Origin of the sequence: Stenotrophomonas sp. GD03777 (assembly GCF_029842485.1) — a bacterium.
GTDB classification, from domain to species: Bacteria; Pseudomonadota; Gammaproteobacteria; order Xanthomonadales; family Xanthomonadaceae; genus Stenotrophomonas; species Stenotrophomonas sepilia.
The window spans coordinates 1-19775 of sequence record NZ_JAOCGL010000080.1 but is presented as its reverse complement, the minus strand read 5'-3'; the positions used below and the strand labels follow the sequence as shown (position 1 = coordinate 19775).

The window sequence follows — 19775 nt, the reverse complement described above, 5'->3', positions numbered from 1 at the left end:
CGACCACGAAGATCGACACCGCTTCGCTGAGATGGCCGGCCTGTTCTTCCATCGCACGTGCGGCAGCGGTGGCTTCCTCCACCAGCGCGGCATTCTGCTGGGTGGTTTCGTCCATCTGCACCACGGTCTGGTTGACCTGCTCGATGCCGGCCGACTGTTCCTGCGAGGCGGCGGAGATCTCGGCCATGATGTCGGTCACGCGCTGCACCGAGGCGACAATCTCGCCCATGGTGGCGCCGGCCTTGTGCACCAGCGCCGAGCCATCGTTGACCTTGCCGACCGAGTCGTCGATCAGGCCCTTGATCTCCTTGGCGGCGGCGGCCGAGCGCTGGGCGAGGGTGCGCACTTCGCTGGCAACCACGGCAAAGCCGCGGCCCTGTTCACCGGCACGCGCGGCTTCCACGGCGGCGTTCAGTGCCAGGATGTTGGTCTGGAACGCAATGCCGTCGATGACGCTGATGATCTCGGCGATCTTCTTCGACGAGGCTTCGATGGCGGACATGGTGGTGACCACCTGGCCGACGACCTCGCCACCCTGCGAGGCGACGCCATGCGCGCCGATGGCGAGCTGGTTGGCCTGGCGGGCGTGCTCGGCGTTCTGGCGCACGGTGGAGGTCAGTTCCTCCATCGAGGCCGCGGTTTCCTCGAGGTTGGCAGCCTGCTGCTCGGTGCGGCGCGACAGGTCGCTGTTGCCCGAGGCGATCTCGCCGGCGGCCGAACTGATCGCGCGGCTGGACTGCTTGATGCGGGTGACGATCTCGCTCAGCTGCGCGGCGGTGGCGTTGGCATCGTCACGCATGCGGGCGAACACGCCCTGGTAGTCGCCGTGCATGCGCACGGTCAGGTCACCCTGCGACAGTGCCGCAAGCAGGCCGGAGATCTGTTCGATGCTGCCAGCGTTGGCATCCAGCAGGCCGTTGATCTGCTGGGCCAGCTGCAGGAAGAAGCCTTCCTTGTCGGTCGCGTCGATGCGGCCGGACAGGTCGCCGGCGGCAGCCTGGGCGATCACGCGGGCCACTTCGGCTTCGACCTGCGCTTCCTGGGTACGGTCGCGCCATTCCACCACGTAGCCGACGGTGTCGCCGCCTTCATTGCGGATGGTCGAGACCACCTGGGCGAACTGGGCATCGCCATACTGCATCGGGCGACGGGCGACGCCGTGTGCCTTCAGGTTACCCAGCAGGGTCTGGTCCATCTCGCCGCGGTGTTCAAGCACGGTGACCGGCTTGCCGATCAGCGAGGCCTGGGCATCGAAGTCCGGCAGGTCGCGGCGAACTTCGTCCTGGTACTGGCTCAGGGTCTGCTGCAGGGCGCGGTTGCTGTAGACGATGGTGTTGCTGGTGTCGGTCAGGTACACGCCGGTCGAGCTGTAGTCCAGCGCGGTACGGATGCGCAGATTCTCGCGGGCCACGGCCTGGTCGGTCTCGATGCGCTCGCGGAGGTCGCGCTGCATGCGCTGCATGGCCTGCATCAGTTCGCCCACTTCGTCCTGGCGGCTGACGTCGATATGACCATCGAGCTTGCCACCGGCGACGTCGTTGGCGACCGAGACGGCGCCACGCACGCTGCCGACCAGTGCGCGGGCGAACAGCCACACCAGCACCAGGCCGAGTGCGGCGCCACCCAGCAGGGCGATCACGGTCAGCACGGCCGAGGCGGAATAGGTGGAGGCGGCCTCTTCGCGCGAGGCGCGGGCGAGGCGGTTGTCTTCGGCGATCAGCGCTTCCAGCGCCGATGCAGCCTTGCGGTGCTTGGTACGGGTTTCGCCGACGAAGGTATCGATGGCATCGTCTGGCAGGTCAAGTTCCAGCATCTCGGTGACGCTGTCATAGGACGCCAGCGCATCCTTCCATTCCTTGGCGAAGGTGTCGAACAGCTTCTTCTGTTGTGCGTTGTCGACCAGCTTCGGATAGTCCTTGATCGACTTGTCCATGCTGGTGCGCAGGTCGACGGCCTGCTTGCGCGCATCGGCCTTGACGTCGTCGCTGGCGCGGATCAACTGCTGGTAGGCGGCATTGCGGTACTCGCCCAGCATGCCGCGCATCTCGCCGGCGAGGCGGATGCTTTCCATGCGTGAACCGGCCAGCTCGGTGGTGACGTTGTTCAGCGAATGCAGGCCGCGATAGGCGACGATGCCCTGCAGCAGCATCACCAGCAGGAGGACGCCGAAGGTCAGCAGCAGCTTCGGCATCAGTTTCAGGTTGTTGATCCACGGCATGGGCGTTGCGAGCTCCTAAGGCAGACGCGCCCGGGCATCGGGCCCGGTTGCAGCAGAAACCACGCCGGCACCAGGTCCGGCGTGGTTCGACGGACAGCGGATTACTTGATGTTGGCCAGCTTCAGCCCAGCCGGCGAGCTGACTTCGATTTCCGCGCGCGAGGCGTCGCGCTGGATCTTGCCGATCACGCAGACGGTCTTGCCTTCCAGGGTTTCCAGCGGGAAGGAGAACTTGCCGCGGTTCTCGCCGGCGATGCGGGCCGAGAAGGTGTGGCGCGGGAAGGCGCCGCCCATGTACAGGAAGGTCGGCTGGCCTTCGGAACCTTCTGCGTAGCGGGCCTTTTCAACCTTGCCACAGACCATGCCGTCCTTGCCGACCGAACGCGGGGCCAGTTCCGGCGGGATCATGTCAGCCGACTGGGCGAAAGCGGAGGCGGCGGTGGTGGCCAGGACAGCGGCCGAAACGAACGCAAGCAGGGACTTCATCGAGGGGTATCTCCGGGGATGGTAACGGTCGGGCCGGCCCTGCGCGCTCCTGCGCGGCCGGCTTCTGTCCCCCTATCGGCATCGCCGGGGGGAACTGAAGGGTTTTGTGACCGGAACGTGAAGCAGTTCCGTTTACTCAGGCGGCGACGTCTTCGGTGAGGCTGGCCTGGCCCATGTCGGCGCTGTCGAGCAGGGTCTCGATGTCCAGGAGGATCAGCATGCGATCGTCGTGGGTACCGATGCCGGAGATGAAGCGGGTATCGACGGCGGCACCGAATTCCGGGGTCGGTCGGATCTGCTCGGCCGACAGCGGGATCACGTCGGAGACGCTGTCGACGACGATGCCGACCACGCGGTCTTCGACGTTCAGCACGATCATCACGGTGAAGGCGTCGTAGCGGGCGTTGTCCAGGCGCAGCTTCAGGCGCAGGTCGATCACCGGGACGATGGTGCCACGCAGGTTGATCACACCCTTGATGTAGTCCGGGGCATCCGGCACGCGGGTAACCGCGTCGTAGCCACGGATTTCCTGCACCTTGAGGATGTCCACGCCGTAGTGCTCGTCACCAAGGGTGAAGCTGAGGAATTCGCCACCGGTGCTGGCGGCGGAGCTGGTCTTGTCGTTCATCGAGGGGTCCTGGTTCTGCCGGAAGTCCCGGTGTCAGGCTCGATATCGGCCCCGCTGGGGGGGACTTTAGGTGCCCGGGCAGTGGATGGGGTCAGATCCCTTTTAAGGGAAAAGGGATCTGACCCCGGCATGCGTTCCAGGGTTGCCGGCCATCGGCCGGCACTACCGGTCGGGCGGCCTCAGAGCTCGCCGTTGCGGCGTGCCTTGCGTTGGCGGTCGATGCGGAAGATGTAGCGCTGGATGGCGCTGTCGGCGCCGCGCGGCAGGCTGTCGAAGCGCATGCCCACGCGCTTGACCTCGATGCCGTTGGGCTGGCGCTGCGGCAACAGGTTGCAGACCACCAGCGCGATGTCCAGGTCGGGACCGTCGGGCAGGGACAGCTGCGCCGGATAGCGCTTCTGCAGGCCGAACACCGCGCAGTCATTGGGAACCACCACGGCCAGGCCACCGCCACTGATGTCCACCACGCGCATCGACAACGCTTCGGCGCGCGCTTCGCCGGGGGGCAGCAGCAGCTGCGGTGAGTCGGTGACCGGGGTCTCCAGCCGATACAGCTCGCGGCGCTGCAGGTGCACCAGTTCTTCCGGAAGCGGAGCGCGGAAGGCCACGTGGCCGTCGTTGTCCACGCGCTGCAGTTCGTGCAGGCGGAAACGCACCAGCACCCGTTCGAGCTGGGCGAAGCACAGCAGGTGATCGGCCTGCTCGGCGGCGCGGTTGGAGGCTTCCTGCGGGCTGCCATCGAGCAGCAGGTAGTCCTCGTCCTCGTCGAGGTCGAGCAGCGCAGTGGGGAACGAACGGTCACGGCCGTCGATGTGCGCGTTGATCAGTGATCGCTGGTCGATCAGCGAGCGCAGCAGCTGCCGCAGCTGGCGCGGGTTGCGGACCAGGAAGCGCTCGTCAGCGGCGTCGGCCGCGTGGACATCATGCACTGCAGTGTCGTTGCCGTCGGACATGGAATCTACGGTCAGGGGCGGGCGCCAGCACGCGTTGGTGCGAGGCTCGATGGGGATATCGGCCTCTGCACCGGATTATGAAGTGAGATTTGCATCACTTTCAGCGCGTGAGGGGCCACGCGTAAGGGGTCAGATCCCTTTCCCGCAGGAAAGGGGTCTGACCCCGTGGTTCTGTCAGAACTCCTGCCAGTCGCCGTCCGCAGCCAGTGCCGGCTGGGCTGTCGCGGTGCGCAGCGCACGTGCCGGGACCGTTCTTGCCGCCGGTGCGGCGGCGGCGACCTGGCGCGGTACCGGTGCCGCCAGCGGGCGTGCCGGAGTGGCCGTCGTGCCGTGCGATGCCAGCCGGAAGCGGGCCACGGCTTCACCCAGCTGCACGGCCTGGTCCTCCATCGCACGTGCGGCAGCGGTGGCTTCCTCCACCAGTGCGGCGTTCTGCTGGGTGGTCTCGTCCATCTGTACCACGGTCTGGTTGACCTGCTCGATGCCCGCGCTCTGTTCCTGCGAGGCGGCGGAAATCTCGGCCATGATGTCGGTCACACGCTGCACCGAGGCGACGATCTCGCCCATGGTGCTGCCGGCCTGGTGCACCAGGCTGGAGCCCTCGGCGACCTTGCCGACCGAGTCGTCGATCAGGCCCTTGATCTCCTTGGCGGCAGCGGCCGAGCGCTGGGCGAGGGTGCGCACTTCACTGGCAACCACGGCGAAGCCGCGGCCCTGTTCACCGGCACGCGCGGCTTCCACGGCGGCATTCAGCGCCAGGATGTTGGTCTGGAACGCAATGCCGTCGATGACGCTGATGATCTCGGCGATCTTCTTCGACGAGGCTTCGATGGCCGACATGGTGGTGACCACCTGGCCGACGACCTCGCCGCCCTGCGAGGCGACGCCATGGGCGCCGATGGCGAGCTGGTTGGCCTGGCGGGCGTGCTCGGCGTTCTGGCGCACGGTGGAGGTCAGTTCCTCCATCGAGGCCGCGGTTTCCTCCAGGTTGGCGGCCTGCTGCTCGGTGCGGCGTGACAGGTCGCTGTTGCCCGAGGCGATCTCGCCGGCGGCCAGGGTGATGCTGGAAGCGCTGGCCTGGATCTGGCCGACGATCTGGGTCAGCTGCGCGACCGTGGCGTTGGCATCGTCGCGCATGCGGGCGAACACGCCATTGAACTGGCCTTCCATGCGTGCGGTCAGGTCGCCGGTGGCGATCGACTGCAGCAGCTGCGAGAGCTGGCCCAGGTTGCCGTCAGCCACCTGCATCATGGTGTTGAGGTGCTCGATCATCAGCTTGAAGTCGTGCTGGAACCGCTGTGCGTCGCCGCGCTGGCTGAAGTCACCGGCGGCGGCCGCCGCAGCCAGGTGCTGGATCTGCGAATTGATGGCCAGCAGGCTGGCCTTGGCCGCGTCCATGGATTCGTGCAGGATCGCGCGGCTGCCGGGCAGGCGGCGTGCATCCGGGCTCAGATTGCCGATGGCGTACTGGTTGAGTACTTCAATGGCATCGACGATCGCATCGAGGTGTTCGAAGATCACCGTGTTGATGCCGTTGGCCAGCTGGCCGTAGACACCCGGGAAATCTTCCGGGATGCGATGGCTGATGTCCGGGCCAGCGTGCATCTGTGCCATCAGCTGTGTCTGCTCGCTGAAGCGTCGCAGCATCGCCGTCATCTCGGCGGTGGCAGCGAGCATCCTGCCGGCTTCATCCTTGCTGGTGGCCTGGGTGCTGACGCTGAGATCACCGCGGGCAACGGCCTGGATGGCATGCACGGCCTTGCCGAGTGGGCCGGTCACTGCCCGCGAGATGACGATGGCCAGCGCGGCAGCGACCAGCGACAGCAGCACGATGCAGCCGATGATGGCAATCATGCTGGTGCGGTGGGTGGCGTTGGCGTCGGCAATCTTGCCGTCCATCTGGCCGGCGATGTGGGTTCCCAGTGCCTTCATTGCAGCGAAGAGGTCGCGACGCGCCGGGCGCGACTGCTCGTCGGAGATCTGCTGGGCCTGTGCGCCATCATCGGCGGCCACGGCGTCGCGCATCGCCTTGTTTGCGGCGAAGTAGCGATCCAGCTGCGCGCTGGCCGCGCGATACAGTTCACGCTCCTTGTCCAGCGCCGGCAGCGCCGCGTACGCCGCCAACTCGTCATGCACGGCCTTGGCGGTGTCGTCCATGCGCTTGTTGTAGTCGGCGACCTTGTCCGGCTGGTCGAGCATGCTCAGCTGGGCCAGTTCGTAGGTGCGGAACTCGCCCAGCTGCGAGCGTGCCTCGCCCAGATGCTGGACCGAGGGGATATCGTTGCCAGCCATGTCGCGCAACTGCGCGTTGGCCTCGCTCAGGCGCAGCAGTGCGAAGGCGCCGAGGATCAGGGTCATCAGGGTGGTGAGGGTGAACCCCACGGCCAGCTTGCGGGCGATGGGCAGATCTTGGAACCACTTCATGCAGGGTGCTCCAGGTGGGCAGAGTGCCGGCGTCTGTGCGCCGGTTTGGGGGTGGTTGCAGAGCGAACGGGGGTGCCCGGTGGGGTTCGGTGACGACCGTCAAAGCGAAATAACGGCGCCGTCCGCGCGGACTTTATGGACGCAGATCACATTCGGTTGCGTAGGGATGACGGCGCGAAAGTGCTGGTCTGGCGGGGCTTGCGCTCGGATGACGTGGTTGCGCGCGAAACCATCGCCTCGACGGAGTTCACAGAAGGGATGGGGTCAGATCCCTTTTCCCTGAAAAGGGATCTGACCCCGGCTGGAATGGAGCACACAAACAAAACCGCCGCCCCGAAGGGCGGCGGTCCATGACCCGCATGCGGCGTGGATCAGGCGGCCTGCGGCATCCGCAGCGAGCGCACCAGTCCGCCGATGTCGACGATCAACGCGACGCGGCCGTCGCCAAGGATGGTGGCACCGGACACCCCGCCGATACGGCGGTAGTTGTTCTCGATGTTCTTCACCACCACCTGCTGCTGGCCGACCAGTTCGTCCACTTCCAGCGCGATTTTCTGGCCATCGCCTTCCACCACCACCACCAGCGATTCGCTGCCCGGTGCGCGGTTGCCGTAGCCGTAGTACTCGCTCAACGACAGGATCGGCAGGTACTCGCCGCGCACGCGCAGCACGCGGCCTTCGCCGGCCATGCTGCGGATATCCTCGGGCTGCGGCTGCAACGCCTCAAGCACATAGGCAAGCGGCAGGATCAGGGTTTCGCCGGCCACGGCCACCGTCATGCCATCGAGGATGGCCAGGGTCAGCGGCAGGCGGATCAGCGTGCGGGTGCCGATACCGAGGCTGCTTTCGATCTGCACCTCGCCGCCCAGTGCCTGGATGTTGCGGCGGACCACGTCCATGCCGACGCCACGCCCGGACAGGTCGGTGACCGCATCGGCCGTGGAGAAGCCAGGTTGGAAGATCAGGTCCCAGACCTGCGAATCGGTCGGGTTGTCCGGCACGGCCAGGCCGCGTTCGTGAGCCTTGGCCAGGATCTTGGCGCGGTCCAGGCCGCGACCGTCGTCGCTGACTTCGATGACGATATGGCCGCCCTGATGCGAAGCTGCCAGCGTGATCGTGCCGGTCTCGTCCTTGCCCGCACCGCGGCGGACGTCGGGCATTTCCAGGCCGTGGTCGATCGAGTTGCGCACCAGGTGCACCAGCGGATCGGCGATCTTTTCGATCAGGCCCTTGTCCAGTTCGGTGCCTTCGCCGACGGTGCGCAGGCGCACCTGCTTGCCGAGGCGGCTGGACAGGTCACGAACCAGGCGCGGGAAGCGACGGAACACCGCATCGACGGGCAGCATGCGCACGCCGATCACCGCTTCCTGCAGGTCGCGGGTGTTGCGTTCAAGCTGGTCCAGGCCAGCGAACAGGCTCTCGGCGTGGACCGGGTCCAGTGCGTGCGAGACCTGCTTGAGCATGGCCTGGGTGATGACCAGTTCGCCAACCAGGTTGATCAGCGCATCGACCTTGTCGACGCTGACGCGGATCGAGGTTTCCGCTTCCTGGCTGGCACCACCGTTGGCAGCAGGCGTGGCAGGTGCAGACGGGGCCGCTGCGACCGGAGCGGGAGCCGCTGCGGCCGGCGCCTGGGTGGCCAGGCTCGGCGGCGCGGCGGGACGGATGTCCAGCTCGCAATCGTCCAGCACCCAGGCGAAGGTGTCTTCGATCTTGCTGCGCGGCACCTTGCCAACCAGGCCCAGGTCCCACGCAAGATGCGCTTCGAGCGGATCAAGCTGGGCGAAGCCCGGCAGGCGCTCCATGCGCGCGGCGACCTGCAGCGAACCGAGGTGTTCCAGTTCGCGGATGATGCGAAGCGGATCGTTGCCGCTCATGAACAGCGACGGCGCCGGAGTGAAACCGATCTGCCAGGCTTCCGGCGTATCGTCCACCTTGGCTGCGGCGGCCGACGGGGCGCTCGCTGCGGCCTGGCCGGAAAGAACCGCTTCCAGGCGCGCCTTCACCGCAGCGACTGCAGCCGGATCGGCAGCCTGGCCGTGTTCGGCTTCGCGCAGCAGGGCGCGCAGCACGTCCACCGAGGACAGCATGGCGTCGACGGCGTGGCCTTCCAGGGCCCGCTTGCCGGCGCGCAGCTCATCGAGCAGCGTTTCCAGCACGTGGGTCAGGCCGGCGATCGCGTCGAAGCCGAAGGTGCCGGCGCCGCCCTTGATCGAGTGGGCGGCGCGGAACACCGAATTGATGATCTCCGCGTCCTGCTGCCCCGATTCCAGGGCCAGCAGGCCAGCCTCCATCGCATCGAGGCCTTCGCGGCTCTCCTCGAAGAAGGTGGCGTGGAAGCGTTGCAGGTCCATGCTCATGGCAGTGGTGATCCGGAAGCGAAGAGGGGGAGCGGCGCCGGGCGATCAGCCCAGCACTTTCTGCACGGTGGCGACCAGCTGTTCGGGATTGAACGGCTTGACCAGCCAGCCGGTGGCACCGGCGGCCTTGCCTTCGGACTTCTTGTCGGCGGCCGATTCGGTGGTCAGCATCAGCAGCGGGGTGAACTTGTAGTCCGGCAGCTGGCGCAGTTCGCGGATCAGCGCGATGCCGTCCATGTTCGGCATGTTGACGTCGGTCACCACCGCATTGAAGCGCTGGCCCTTGGCACGACCGAGCGCGACCGCGCCGTCTTCAGCTTCTTCGACGGCAAAACCGGCCGAGGTGAGGGCGAAGGACACCATCTGGCGCATCGACGCCGAATCGTCCACCACCAAGATACGTGCGCTCATGCAGCGTTCTCCACAGATTTCAGGTTGTCATGGGTTACGTCCAGGCCCAGGGCCTGGGTGACGCCCAGCAGGCGCGCGGCGTCACTGAAGGTTGCAGTGCAACCGTGGAAGCCGGTGCCCAGGCCTGCCTCGCGGCGGGCCTGCACGAACGCACACAGCACCTGCACGGCGGCCGTGTGGATGCGGGCGACCTGGCTGGCATCCAGGGTCAGCTCGCCAGCCTGGTCCACGAGTGGGGCGAGGCGGTTCTTGAGCTCGGTAGTGCTCTCGATGCCGAGATCCCCACCCAGTTCGACAGTGCTCATCGTTGCTCCGGACAAACGGTTCCGTGATCCATAACGGCACCCCGGTGGGGTTCTTTAGAAGAATCGACGCGGTACGTCGATGCGGTCGCTGCTTAAAAGGGGACGGAGGGAATTAAGTCGCAATCGACCTGGCTCTACTGCAGCTCCCTCGGCAACGGCGACCGCGCAGTGGGGACGTAAGGTGTTGATCCAACGGATCAACTCCTTGCGTCCCCGACAGGCACCCCTTCGGCGCAAAGCGCCGGGTCAGTCGCGACTTAATCCCCTCCGTCCCCTTTTTCTTGGCGGCTCAGCTCAACAGTCGGGTGGCGTCGAGCAGGATCATCGGCCGCTGGCTGACCCGGGCCACGCCGCGGAACAGGTCGTTTGAGATCTGGCAGATGCGCGCGGTATCGGGCGGTTCGATCTGCGAATCGGTGAGGTTGGCGACATCTTCGACCGCTGACACGCGCAGGCCGATGGTCTCGCCGTCCTCCTCCAGGACCACGATGCGGGTCTGTGCGTCGTCTTCGGCGGCCGCGGCGCCAAGGTGCAGGCCCAGATCCATCACCGGTACCACCTGGCCGCGCAGGTTCATGATGCCGAGCATGGCCGCTGCAGTGCCACGCAGTGGCAGCAGCGGCACCGGCAGCACCACTTCCTGCACCTTCAGCAGTTCCAGCGCATAGGCCTGGGTGCCGCAACGAAGGCGCAGCCAGCGCGAAGTGCGTTCGCCGGCGCGTCGGTTCTGCGGATGCGGGCTGCGAGCCGGTTGGTGGGCCTGCGCCTGCAGCTCCTGCCAGGTGCCGGGACGGTTGCCTGCCGGGGCATCGACGGCGGCGCGCGGCGGCGGAGTGGCGGTGCGCGCGGCCGGGGCTGCAGGTGCAACCGTCGGGGCCACCGGAGCTGCGACCACGGCGGGCGGTGGCGTGACTACGTCTTCGCCACCGGCGGCCGCTTCGAACGCGGCCTGCAGGCCGGGGCTGTCGGTGTGGGCGAGGCGATGGCTGTCGGCCGGATCGGTCTCGTAGATCACCTCGTCCGGCAGGTCGTCCCAGGTAGGTTCCGGACCGGCGTTTGCAACGACGGCGGGTGCCGGCGCGGTTTCGTGGATGACTTCCTCAGGCAGGTCATCCCAGGTCGGCTCGCGTTCGGAAACCGCTTCTCCCGCCGGACCCTGCCCAGCGCTACCGGAAGCGGCAGCGCTCTCGAAGGCCGCTTCCAGTGCTGCGTCGTCCCGGCTTTGCGCGGCGGCGACGGATTCTGTTTCGTAGATCACCTCGGCGGGCAGGTCATCCCAGGTGGGTTCGCGCGTGGGTGGTGCGGCGCTCTCGAAGGCGGCTTCCAGCGCAGCGCTGTCCCCGCTCGGCGTGGCGGCGATGGTTTCGGTTTCGTAGATCACTTCGGCCGGCAGGTCGTCCCAGGTCGGTTCGCGTTCGGCGACTGCTTCGATCGCCGGGCCTGGCCCGGCGCCTGCGGGCGGCGGCACGGCAGGCGGCGGCGCGACCATCGCTTCGCCCAGCAGTTCGTCCAGGTAATCGTCGAGGATGCCGGTGCTGTTCATGCGGCCTGCTCCAGGGCGCGGGCATCCTCGCCGAGGATCCAGTTCAAGGCGCGCCGGTAGGCGGCCAGGCCACGGCCCGGGTAGTCCTCGCCGGCGCTCGGCAGGGTCAGCCCGGCGGCGTTGCTGATGCGGGTATCGATCGGAATGGCGTCTTCCCACACGCGGCTGCCATGGCGGTCCTGCATGGTGCGCAGCGACTCGTTGCCGGCGCGGGTGCGTCGGTCGAACAGGGTCGGCAGGATCGAGATCGGCAGCGGGCGGCGGCGCGAACGCTCGACCATCTCGCCGGTGCGGACCATGCCATCCAGGCCGTGCAGGGCCAGGGGCTCGGCCTGGGTCGGGATGATCAGGCGATCGGCGGCAGCCAGTGCGTTGATCATCAGCAGGCCGAGGGTGGGTGCGCAGTCCAGCAGGATGTAGTCGTGCTGGCCCTGGTGGCGCGCCAGCGCGTTCTGCAGGGCCAGGCCGAGGCCGGGCTGGTTGGCGCTGCGGCGTTCCAGCGTGGCCAGCGCCGACTGTGCGCAGACGTAGTCCAGGCCCTGGATGTTGCTGGCATGGCACAGGCTGGACAGGTCCGCCGGCGGTGTGCCGAACAGCTCCAGTACGCCGGCCGGCGGCGGGTCCACCGGCACGCCGAAGGCGCGGCTGAGCGAGGCATGCGGATCGAGGTCGATCAGCAGCACGCGATGGCCGAGCGCGGCCAGGCCGCGGCCGAGGGCGAGGGTGGTGGTGGTCTTGCCGACTCCGCCCTTCTGGTTGGCGACTGCCCAGATGCGCATCGGATTACTCCTTCATTGCCGGGGGAACGGCGGCGCCGACGCGGCTGCCAGCCGGCACCGGCGGCAACTTCACCGGTGCGATGGGGGAGGTGGGGGCGCTGGCCGGAGTTGCGGCGGCCTGTTCGGTGACGGTGCTGTCGGTGGCTGCGTTCAGGCGCTGGCCGAGCGGATCCACCGAGTGCGACGTGTCGGCCAGGATGATGACCATCACCCGGCGGTTGCGGTTGCGGCCCTGCGCGCTGTCGTTCTCTTCGCGCGGGCGGAACTGGCCATAGCCGACCATCGCCAGCCGCGACGGCTGCACGCCCTGGTCGGCGAACAGGTGCACTACGCTGGCGGCGCGCCCGGCCGACAGTTCCCAGTTCGACGGGAAAGTGGCGGTGGCGATCGGCACGTTGTCGGTGTGGCCTTCCACGCGCACGCTGTTGGGCACGTCGCGCAGCACCTCGGCCAGGCTGGCCAGGGTCTGCCGCGCATGCACGTCAAGCGCGGCCGAGCCGGTGGGGAACAGGATGTCGCTGTTGATCTCGACTTCGATCCACAGTTCGGTGCGGCGCACGCTGATCATGCCGCGGTCGATCAGCGGCGCCAGTGCGGCGGTGAGGCGATCGGCAATCGTGTTGAGCTGGCGCTCGGCACGGGCGATCTGCTCCTGGTTGTGCACCGACACCGGCATGCGCATCTGCGAGGCCATCGACGGCAGCAGGGTCGGGTCGTGCGAGGGCGCCGGCGCGGAGGGACCGATCTTGGTGCCGGACTTGATCACCGAGGGGCTGTCCCAGCCGCCGCCCTGCACCTGCTTGTTGCCCACCTGCACCGGGTTGATGGTGCGCGGTGCGCCACCGAAGGCATCGGTCAGCGCGTCGGCCATGATCCGGTACTTGCCCTCGTTCACCGAGGAGATCGCGTACATGACCACGAAGAAGGCGAGCAGCAGCGTCATCAGGTCGGCATAGGGGATCGCCCATGCTTCGTGGTTGGCGTGCTCTTCGTGGTGCTTGCGGCGGGCCATGTCAGTGCAGGAAGCCGGAGAGGTTGGTTTCGATGTTGCGCGGGTTCTCGCCCTGGGCGATCGAGATCAGGCCTTCGATGACCATCTCGCGGTCGCGCGTGTTGTGCGAGATCACACTCTTGAGCTTGGCGGCGATCGGCAGGAACAGCAGGTTGGCCGAAGCGATGCCGTAGATGGTGGCGGTGAACGCGGCGGCGATGCCGTGGCCGAGCTTGCTCGGGTCGGCCAGGTTCTTCATCACCGCGATCAGGCCCAGCACGGCACCGATGATGCCGAGCGTCGGTGCATAGATGCCCATCGCCTCGAACACCTTGGCGCCGGCCTGGTCCTGGTGCTCTTGGCTGCCCAGTTCGATTTCCAGCATGTGCCGCATGGATTCGGGCTCGACGCCGTCCACCAGTAGCTGCAGGCCCTTGCGCAGGAACGGGTCCTGCTGTGCTTCCACCTGCGATTCCAGGCCCAGCAGGCCCTGGCGGCGGGCGATGTTGCTCCACTCGACGATCTGCTGGATCAGCTCGCGGCGGTCGCTGTGCGGTGGACGCACGACCCAGCGCACGATGCTGAACGCGTGCTTGAACACCGCCGGCGAGGTGTGCAGCAGGATCGCGGCGACGGTGCCGACGATGACGATCACGAACGCCGCAGGCGACCACAGCGACGCCAGGCCGGCGCCCTTGAGGATGCTGCCGCCGACCAGCGAGGCCAGGGCGAGAAAGAGTCCAATGAGGCTGAGTCTATCCATGGATCCGGTATCGGCTTGTATGAATGGGACTTGAGACACCGGTACGGGCTACTGGTGCGACTTCACGGTTTTACGGGTTCAGCAAGCGGGTCAGTCGTGCGGGCTGCGCAGGCCGTCCACATCCAGGATCAGCGCCATGCGACCATCGCCGATCAGGGTTGCACCTGCGTAACCGCGCAGGCCGCGCAGGGCTTTCGGCAGTGGCTTGATGACCACTTCCTCGCGCCCACGGACCTGGTCCACGACCAGGCCGAAGCGCGCTTCGCCGGCCTGCAGCACCACGATCGTCAGCAGTGTCGACGCGGCGGGCGTCACATCCAGCCACTGGCGCAGATCGACCAGTGGCAGCGTGTGCGAACGGCGGTCGAGCACGGCGCGGCCATCGAACCAGCCCAGCGAGGTGCGCGGTGCGTGCAGCACTTCCATCACGCGCGCCAGCGGCAGCGCATAGACGTCTTCGCCGGCCTGCACCAGCAGGGTCGGCAGGATCGCCAGGGTGAGCGGCACGCGGATCAGGAAGCGGCTGCCGCGGCCCAGCTCCGACTGGATCTGGATCTGGCCACTCAGTTCGCGGATGCGCGACTGCACCACGTCCATGCCAACGCCGCGGCCGGAGATATCCGTGACCTGCTGCTTGGTCGAGAAGCCGGGCAGGAACACCAGGTGCAGGCACTCCTCGCTGCTCAGGCGGGCGGCGGCCTCCGGATCGATCAGGCCCTTCTCGCGTGCCTTCGCGCGCAGCTTTTCCGGGTCGATGCCGGCGCCATCGTCCTGCACTTCGATGCTGACGTAGTCGCCTTCCTGCTGGGCCGACAGGCGTACATGGCCCATCCGCGGCTTGCCCTGTGCTTCGCGCAGGTCGGGCATTTCCACGCCATGGTCGATGGCGTTGCGGACCAGGTGCACCAGCGGGTCGGCCAGCGCTTCGACCAGGTTGCGGTCGAGCTCGGTCTCGGCGCCGATCAGCTCCAGGTCCACTTCCTTCTTCAGCGAGCGGGCAACGTCTCGGGCGACCTTTGGGAAGCGCGAGAAGACCTTGCCTACCGGCTGCATGCGGGTACGCATCACCGCCGACTGCAGGCGCGCGGTGGCGATGTCCAGGGTGGACACGGCGCGGTCCAGTTCCTCGTCGCGCAGGCGCGCACGCAGCGTCTTGAGCCGGTTGCGTGACAGCACCAGTTCGCCGATCAGATTGACGATCGCGTCCAGGCGCTTGGTGTCCACGCGCACGGTGTGTTCGGCTTCGGCCAGCGGCTTGGCGGCCGGCTTGGTCGCCGCTGCAGGTGCCGGTGCGGCTGGTGCGGCCAGTGGGCGTGGTGCCGCGATCGGTGCGGGCGCTGCCGCAGCGATGGGCTTGGCGCCGGGTGCGGCGCCACCGTGCAGCTGGTCGAGCAGGGCTTCGAACTCGTCTTCGCTGATCAGGCCGTCGTCGGCCTTCCTTGCCGGCGCCACCGCAGTCGGTGCGTTGCCGCCGTGCAGCTGGTCGAGCAGGGCCTCGAACTCGTCGTCGGTGATCAGGTCGCTGCCACCCGCAGCGGGAGCTGCTGCGGCGGCGGGTGCAGCCAGGGCACCGCCATGCATGTCGAACTGGGCGATCAGCTCCGGCGGCGCATAGCCCGGCTCGGTGCCGGAGGAAACTGCATCCAGCATCGCTTGCAGGTAGTCCAGCGATTGCTGGGCGGCATCGAAGTGATGGGCCTGCAGCACGGCCTGGCCCGCGCGCGCGATGCCCAGCGCTTCTTCGGCGGCGTGGCACAACTCGACCATGGCGGTGACGCCGAGGAAGCCGGCGCCGCCCTTGAGCGTGTGGTAGCCCCGGAACACCGCGTTGAGTTGCTCGGTGTCCTGTGGTGCCTGCTCCAGCGACACCAGCTGTTCGCCCAGGCGATCCAGGATTTCCTGCGCCTCGATGATGAAATCGGCAGTGATGTCGTCGGATACCGCGCTCATGCTTACAGCCCCAGGTCCGACAGCAGGTCGTCGGCGTCGTTCTGCGAGACCGCGTGGCGGTCCAGTCCCTTCAGTGCCGGCCCGGCCAGTTCCGGATCGGTGCGATGCTGTTCCGGCGGCAGGCCGAGCGCGCCGAAGCCCTCATGCACACGGCGGACGATGCCGACCACGCGACGGATGATCTGCCCCGTCAGGTCCTGGTAGCTCTGGGTCAGGGCGATCTCGGTGAGGTTGTGGCGGATGCGCTCGAGCTGTGCATCCTGGCCCGGCTGCAGGCCTTCGGCGCGCAGCTGTTCGGTCAGGCTGCGGCATTCCTCGGCCAGGTCCAGGGTGCGGTGCGTCGCCTGTTCGGTCATCGCCACCACGTGGTCCAGGCGTGCGCAGGCATCGTCCAGTTCGCCGGCCTCGCTGGGCACGGTCGGCAGTTCACCCAGGGCCTGCCCGAGCTCGCGGGCCAGCCGCGAGAGGCCGCTCATCATCGGCTGCGTGCGCAGCGCGACCAGTCCGTCGATGCGTTGCCGCCAGGCGGTTTCGTCACCGGACTCCAGTGCGTCCAGTGCTTCCTGCAGGCGCAGGGCGAGGGCATTCCTGTCGACCGTGGTATCCATCAGGCACTGGCCGCCAGGCGTTCGAAGATCTTGCCGAGCTTCTCTTCCAGCGTCTGCGCGGTGAACGGCTTGATGATGTAGCCGTTCACGCCGTTCTGGGCCGCTTCGATGATCTGCTCGCGCTTGGCTTCGGCGGTGACCATCAGCACCGGCAGGGTCTTCAGCTTGGCGTCGGCACGAATCGCCTTGAGCAGCTCGATGCCGGTCATTACCGGCATGTTCCAGTCGGTGACCACGAAATCGAACGGCTGGCTCTGCAGCAGCGACAGCGCGGCATGCCCGTCCTCGGCTTCGGCGGTGTTGGTGAAGCCCAGATCGCCCAGCAGGTTCTTGACGATGCGACGCATGGTCGAGAAGTCGTCCACGATCAGGATGCGCATGTTCTTGTTCAAAGCAGAGTTCCTTTGTTGTTCATTCCGGGCGGCCGGGGGCAGCTGCCTCGGGGATGTTCATTCTTCGAGGCCGGCGTCGACGGCCTCGAATACCTTCAGCCGGCCGCGCAGGCGCAGCACGGCCTGGCCGTGGATCTGGCAGACCCGCGACTCGCTCACGCCGAGCACCGCGCCGATCTCCTTCAGGTTGAGTTCCTGCTCGTAGTAGAGCGAGAGCACCAGCTGTTCGCGCTCGGGCAGATGGCCGATGGCCTTGCCCAGCTCGCGGCCGAACTCGCTGCGCTCCAGTACCTGCTGCGGGGTCGGGCCACCCTGGGCGACCGTGTCCAGCTCGCCCTGGTCCTCGATGCGCGACTCCAGGCTCAGCACCTGGCCACGCGCGGCGTCTTCCATCAGGCGCAGGTACTCGGGCAGTGGCATCTCCATCGCGGCGGCCACTTCGGTGGCGCTGGCGGCTCGGCCGCTGCTCTGTTCCAGGCGGCGGATGGTGGCCGCAGCATCGCGTGCACGGCGGTGCACCGAGCGCGGCACCCAGTCGCCACGACGGATCTCGTCAATCATCGAGCCACGGATACGGATCGAGGCATAGGTCTCGAACGAGGCGCCCTGGTCGGCGTCGTAGCTGCGCGAAGCCTCGATCAGGCCCATCATGCCCGCCTGGATCAGGTCGTCGACTTCGACGCTGGCCGGCAGGCGCGCGGCCAGATGGTGGGCGATGCGCCGCACCAGGTCCGAGTGCTGGGCGATGACGTCGTTGGCCGCCGAGCGCTGGACTTCCCTGTACTGGGCCGCGCCTTTCATGCCGCCACCCCGCGCTGCTTGAGGATGCGTTCGAGGAAGAACTCGACGCCGCCGCGTGGTTCGGTCGGCGCCTGCCAGCGGGCCGTGCGGCGCGCGATCTCGGTGATCGCCAGTGCGGACGGGCTGGACGGGTAGGCCTTCACCACCGGCTGCTGGCGCTGCACCGACAGGCGCAGCCAGTCATCCTGCGGCACGCAGCCCAGGTAGTTCAGCGAGACATCGGCGAGGAACTTCTCGCAGACGCGGGTCAGCTTCTCGTACAGCACGCGGCCCTCGTTGGGGTCGCGCACCATGTTGGCCACCACCTGGACGCGGTCCACGCGCCGTTCACGCGACAGCACCTTGATCAGCGCGTAGGCGTCGGTGATTGAAGCCGGCTCGTCACAGACCACCACCACGGTGTCCTGCGCGGCCTGGCAGAAGGTCAGCACGCCGTCGGTGATGCCCGTGGCGGTGTCCACCACCATGATGTCCAGCTCGCGCTCCAGCTCGGAGAACACGTTGACCAGGCCGACGTGCTCGGCCGGGGCCAGCTCGGCCATGTGCCGGCGGCCGGACGCGGCCGGGACCACCAGCACGCCGTTCGGGCCTTCGACGATGACATCGTCCAGCGAGCAGCGGCCGGCAACCAGGTCGGCCAGCGTAAAGGTGGGGTTCAAGCCCAGGATCACGTCGATGTTGGCCAGGCCGAGGTCGGCGTCCAGCAGCAGCGTGCGCTTGCCCATGCCGGCCAGCGCCACGGCCAGGTTGGCCGACACGTTGGTCTTGCCCACGCCGCCCTTGCCGCCGGTCACGGCGATGGTGCGCACAGGGCCGAGCGGCTCGCTGCGGGTGGCCGACAGCGGGAAGGTCTTGGTCAGCTTGGCGTACTCACGCGACGGCATGGTTCAACTCCGGGTTGCAGGGCATATCGGCCGCTCGGCGCAAATCTTCAAGGCGAAGTACGAGATTGGCCGCACTGGCCCGGTGCAGGTCGTCCGGAACGTCCTGGCCATCGGTCACCCAGGTGATCGGCAGGGCATGGTCCACGGCCACCGACAGGGCGTTGCCGAAGCGGCCGGTTTCGTCCAGCTTGCTCAGCACCAGGCCCTGCAGGTTGGCGGCACCGAAGCGGCGGACCACCTCGTCCATGTCGCCGAAGCTGGTGTTGGCCGGCAGCACCAGCAGGGTGCGCACCTGGCGGGCGGCGCGCAGCCACTGCAGCTGGGCGGCCAGCGCGCGGTCGCGCGGGCCCAGCCCGGCGGTGTCGATCAGTACCAGCTTGTAGTCCTTCAGGCGTTCCAGCAGCTGGTCCAGGTCGGTGCCGCTGTTGGCCTCGTGGACGGCGATGCCGAGCTGCCGGCCGTAGCCATACAGCTGCTCGCGGGCGCCGATGCGGGTGGTGTCGGTGGTGACCAGGGCGACGTCACGCGGCGCGTGCCTCTCGGCGAACCGCGAGGCCAGCTTGGCGATGGTGGTGGTCTTGCCGGCGCCGGTCGGGCCCACCAGCGCGATCACGCCGCCTTCCTCCAGCGGGTCGACCGGGGCAATCGGCAGCTTGCGCGAGATCAGCCCCAGCATCAGGCCGCGGCCTCGGTGCGCCTCGGTCTCCAGCGGAATCTGCATGGCGACGTCGCGGGCCAGGCCAGCATCGAAGCCGTACTCGTCCATCAGGTCCAGCGCGGTGGCGCGCACCGGGCAGCCGCGCAGGCGCTCGTCGGTGAAGCGGTTCATTTCGCGCTCGATCACCTGGCGCATGCCGGCCACTTCCTGGCGCAGCTGGCGGATCTCGGCGTCGTCCTGGGCGACCACAGTCAGCACCGGGGCTGGGGCGAGCGTCGGCGTCGGCGCGGCTTCGACGGTGGCATCGGCCAACGCCGGTTCGCTGACGGCGACCTCCGGCTGCGTTTCAGACAGGGCTGCGGTCGGCAGCGGCGGCGGCTGCACCGCCGGCGCCACGCTTTCGTGATGTGCCTGGTGCGGCGGATCGATCTGGAACCGGGCGCGGTTGGCCGGCGTGGCGCTGGCGGGTGCCGGTGCGACGATGGCTTCGGCGAACGGGGCGAAGATCTGGTCCGGCAGCGCCGGCTCATTGACGGCGGCGCGTGCCAGCGTGGCGGCGAAGCCGGTGCTGCCGCGGGTCGGCACGATCTCGTCGGCGCTGTCCAGGGTGCGGCCGGTAGCG

General features: G+C 67.8%; 17 protein-coding genes and 1 pseudogene. All 18 read right to left on the bottom strand.

All coding sequences use genetic code 11. From position 1 onward, the window contains the following. On the bottom strand, positions 1-2218 hold a 2218-nt coding region (locus N5E02_RS15500; RefSeq protein WP_279946460.1), incomplete at its 3' end, for a methyl-accepting chemotaxis protein. 101 nt (positions 2219-2319) lie between these two features. Beyond that, positions 2320-2703, bottom strand: coding sequence for a hypothetical protein (locus N5E02_RS15495; RefSeq protein WP_005416411.1), 384 nt, complete (start codon positions 2701-2703; stop codon positions 2320-2322). 136 nt (positions 2704-2839) lie between these two features. Continuing rightward, positions 2840-3331: a chemotaxis protein CheW gene (locus N5E02_RS15490; RefSeq protein WP_005416412.1), complete on the bottom strand. Its 492-nt coding sequence runs from the start codon at positions 3329-3331 to the stop codon at positions 2840-2842. A gap of 179 nt (positions 3332-3510) precedes the next feature. After that, positions 3511-4284, bottom strand: a complete 774-nt coding sequence (locus N5E02_RS15485; protein ID WP_005416413.1) for a flagellar brake protein — start codon at positions 4282-4284, stop codon at positions 3511-3513. A 174-nt stretch (positions 4285-4458) separates the two neighbouring features. Next, positions 4459-6708, bottom strand: a complete 2250-nt coding sequence (locus tag N5E02_RS15480; protein WP_139727048.1) for a methyl-accepting chemotaxis protein — start codon at positions 6706-6708, stop codon at positions 4459-4461. A gap of 371 nt (positions 6709-7079) precedes the next feature. Then, positions 7080-9068, bottom strand: a complete 1989-nt coding sequence (locus N5E02_RS15475; RefSeq protein ID WP_139727049.1) for a chemotaxis protein CheA — start codon at positions 9066-9068, stop codon at positions 7080-7082. A 45-nt stretch (positions 9069-9113) separates the two neighbouring features. Next, the gene (locus N5E02_RS15470; protein WP_005409521.1) at positions 9114-9479 is read right to left on the bottom strand and encodes a response regulator; all 366 of its coding nucleotides are present in this window, start codon (positions 9477-9479) and stop codon (positions 9114-9116) included. Continuing rightward, entirely contained in the window at positions 9476-9784 is a 309-nt protein-coding gene (locus N5E02_RS15465; RefSeq protein ID WP_065184917.1) for an STAS domain-containing protein, read from the bottom strand. The genes N5E02_RS15470 and N5E02_RS15465 overlap by 4 nt, the downstream gene beginning before the upstream one ends. A gap of 289 nt (positions 9785-10073) precedes the next feature. Continuing rightward, positions 10074-11327: a chemotaxis protein CheW gene (locus N5E02_RS15460; protein ID WP_164093473.1), complete on the bottom strand. Its 1254-nt coding sequence runs from the start codon at positions 11325-11327 to the stop codon at positions 10074-10076. Then, positions 11324-12106 (bottom strand): ParA family protein, encoded by a 783-nt coding sequence (locus N5E02_RS15455; protein ID WP_262090546.1) that lies wholly within the window; start codon positions 12104-12106, stop codon positions 11324-11326. Before N5E02_RS15455 ends, N5E02_RS15460 begins: the two co-directional genes overlap by 4 nt. A 145-nt stretch (positions 12107-12251) precedes the next feature. Next, positions 12252-13118, bottom strand: a pseudogene (gene motD / locus N5E02_RS15450) (flagellar motor protein MotD); the annotation flags it as partial. Between the two features lies 1 nt (position 13119). Beyond that, entirely contained in the window at positions 13120-13860 is a 741-nt protein-coding gene (locus tag N5E02_RS15445; RefSeq protein ID WP_049413360.1) for a flagellar motor protein, read from the bottom strand. Positions 13861-13950: 90 nt separating this feature from the next. Next, the gene (locus tag N5E02_RS15440; protein ID WP_164229460.1) at positions 13951-15810 is read right to left on the bottom strand and encodes a chemotaxis protein CheA; all 1860 of its coding nucleotides are present in this window, start codon (positions 15808-15810) and stop codon (positions 13951-13953) included. Positions 15811-15812: 2 nt separating this feature from the next. After that, positions 15813-16418, bottom strand: a complete 606-nt coding sequence (locus N5E02_RS15435; protein WP_005416422.1) for a protein phosphatase CheZ — start codon at positions 16416-16418, stop codon at positions 15813-15815. Then, complete coding sequence (gene cheY / locus N5E02_RS15430) at positions 16418-16810, bottom strand: chemotaxis response regulator CheY (RefSeq protein WP_005413247.1); 393 nt, start codon at positions 16808-16810, stop codon at positions 16418-16420. The genes N5E02_RS15435 and cheY overlap by 1 nt, the downstream gene beginning before the upstream one ends. Positions 16811-16867: 57 nt before the next feature. Beyond that, positions 16868-17611 (bottom strand): RNA polymerase sigma factor FliA, encoded by a 744-nt coding sequence (locus N5E02_RS15425; protein ID WP_053498623.1) that lies wholly within the window; start codon positions 17609-17611, stop codon positions 16868-16870. Further along, positions 17608-18495, bottom strand: a complete 888-nt coding sequence (locus N5E02_RS15420) for a P-loop NTPase (RefSeq protein ID WP_279946459.1) — start codon at positions 18493-18495, stop codon at positions 17608-17610. Before N5E02_RS15420 ends, N5E02_RS15425 begins: the two co-directional genes overlap by 4 nt. Further along, the coding region (gene flhF / locus N5E02_RS15415) for a flagellar biosynthesis protein FlhF (protein WP_279946458.1) at positions 18482-19775 on the bottom strand (1294 nt) is incomplete at its 5' end. The genes flhF and N5E02_RS15420, both read right to left, overlap by 14 nt.

Coding starts and splice junctions, on each gene's coding strand:
- N5E02_RS15475 (WP_139727049.1), bottom strand. CDS start 9,068: ATGAGCATGGACCTGCAACGCTTCCACGCCACCTTCTTCGAGGAGAGC.
- N5E02_RS15460 (WP_164093473.1), bottom strand. CDS start 11,327: ATGAACAGCACCGGCATCCTCGACGATTACCTGGACGAACTGCTGGGC.
- N5E02_RS15420 (WP_279946459.1), bottom strand. CDS start 18,495: ATGCCGTCGCGTGAGTACGCCAAGCTGACCAAGACCTTCCCGCTGTCG.
- N5E02_RS15425 (WP_053498623.1), bottom strand. CDS start 17,611: ATGAAAGGCGCGGCCCAGTACAGGGAAGTCCAGCGCTCGGCGGCCAAC.
- N5E02_RS15480 (WP_139727048.1), bottom strand. CDS start 6,708: ATGAAGTGGTTCCAAGATCTGCCCATCGCCCGCAAGCTGGCCGTGGGG.
- N5E02_RS15495 (WP_005416411.1), bottom strand. CDS start 2,703: ATGAAGTCCCTGCTTGCGTTCGTTTCGGCCGCTGTCCTGGCCACCACC.
- N5E02_RS15435 (WP_005416422.1), bottom strand. CDS start 16,418: ATGGATACCACGGTCGACAGGAATGCCCTCGCCCTGCGCCTGCAGGAA.
- N5E02_RS15455 (WP_262090546.1), bottom strand. CDS start 12,106: ATGCGCATCTGGGCAGTCGCCAACCAGAAGGGCGGAGTCGGCAAGACC.
- N5E02_RS15470 (WP_005409521.1), bottom strand. CDS start 9,479: ATGAGCGCACGTATCTTGGTGGTGGACGATTCGGCGTCGATGCGCCAG.
- N5E02_RS15445 (WP_049413360.1), bottom strand. CDS start 13,860: ATGGATAGACTCAGCCTCATTGGACTCTTTCTCGCCCTGGCCTCGCTG.
- N5E02_RS15465 (WP_065184917.1), bottom strand. CDS start 9,784: ATGAGCACTGTCGAACTGGGTGGGGATCTCGGCATCGAGAGCACTACC.
- N5E02_RS15440 (WP_164229460.1), bottom strand. CDS start 15,810: ATGAGCGCGGTATCCGACGACATCACTGCCGATTTCATCATCGAGGCG.
- N5E02_RS15490 (WP_005416412.1), bottom strand. CDS start 3,331: ATGAACGACAAGACCAGCTCCGCCGCCAGCACCGGTGGCGAATTCCTC.
- N5E02_RS15485 (WP_005416413.1), bottom strand. CDS start 4,284: ATGTCCGACGGCAACGACACTGCAGTGCATGATGTCCACGCGGCCGAC.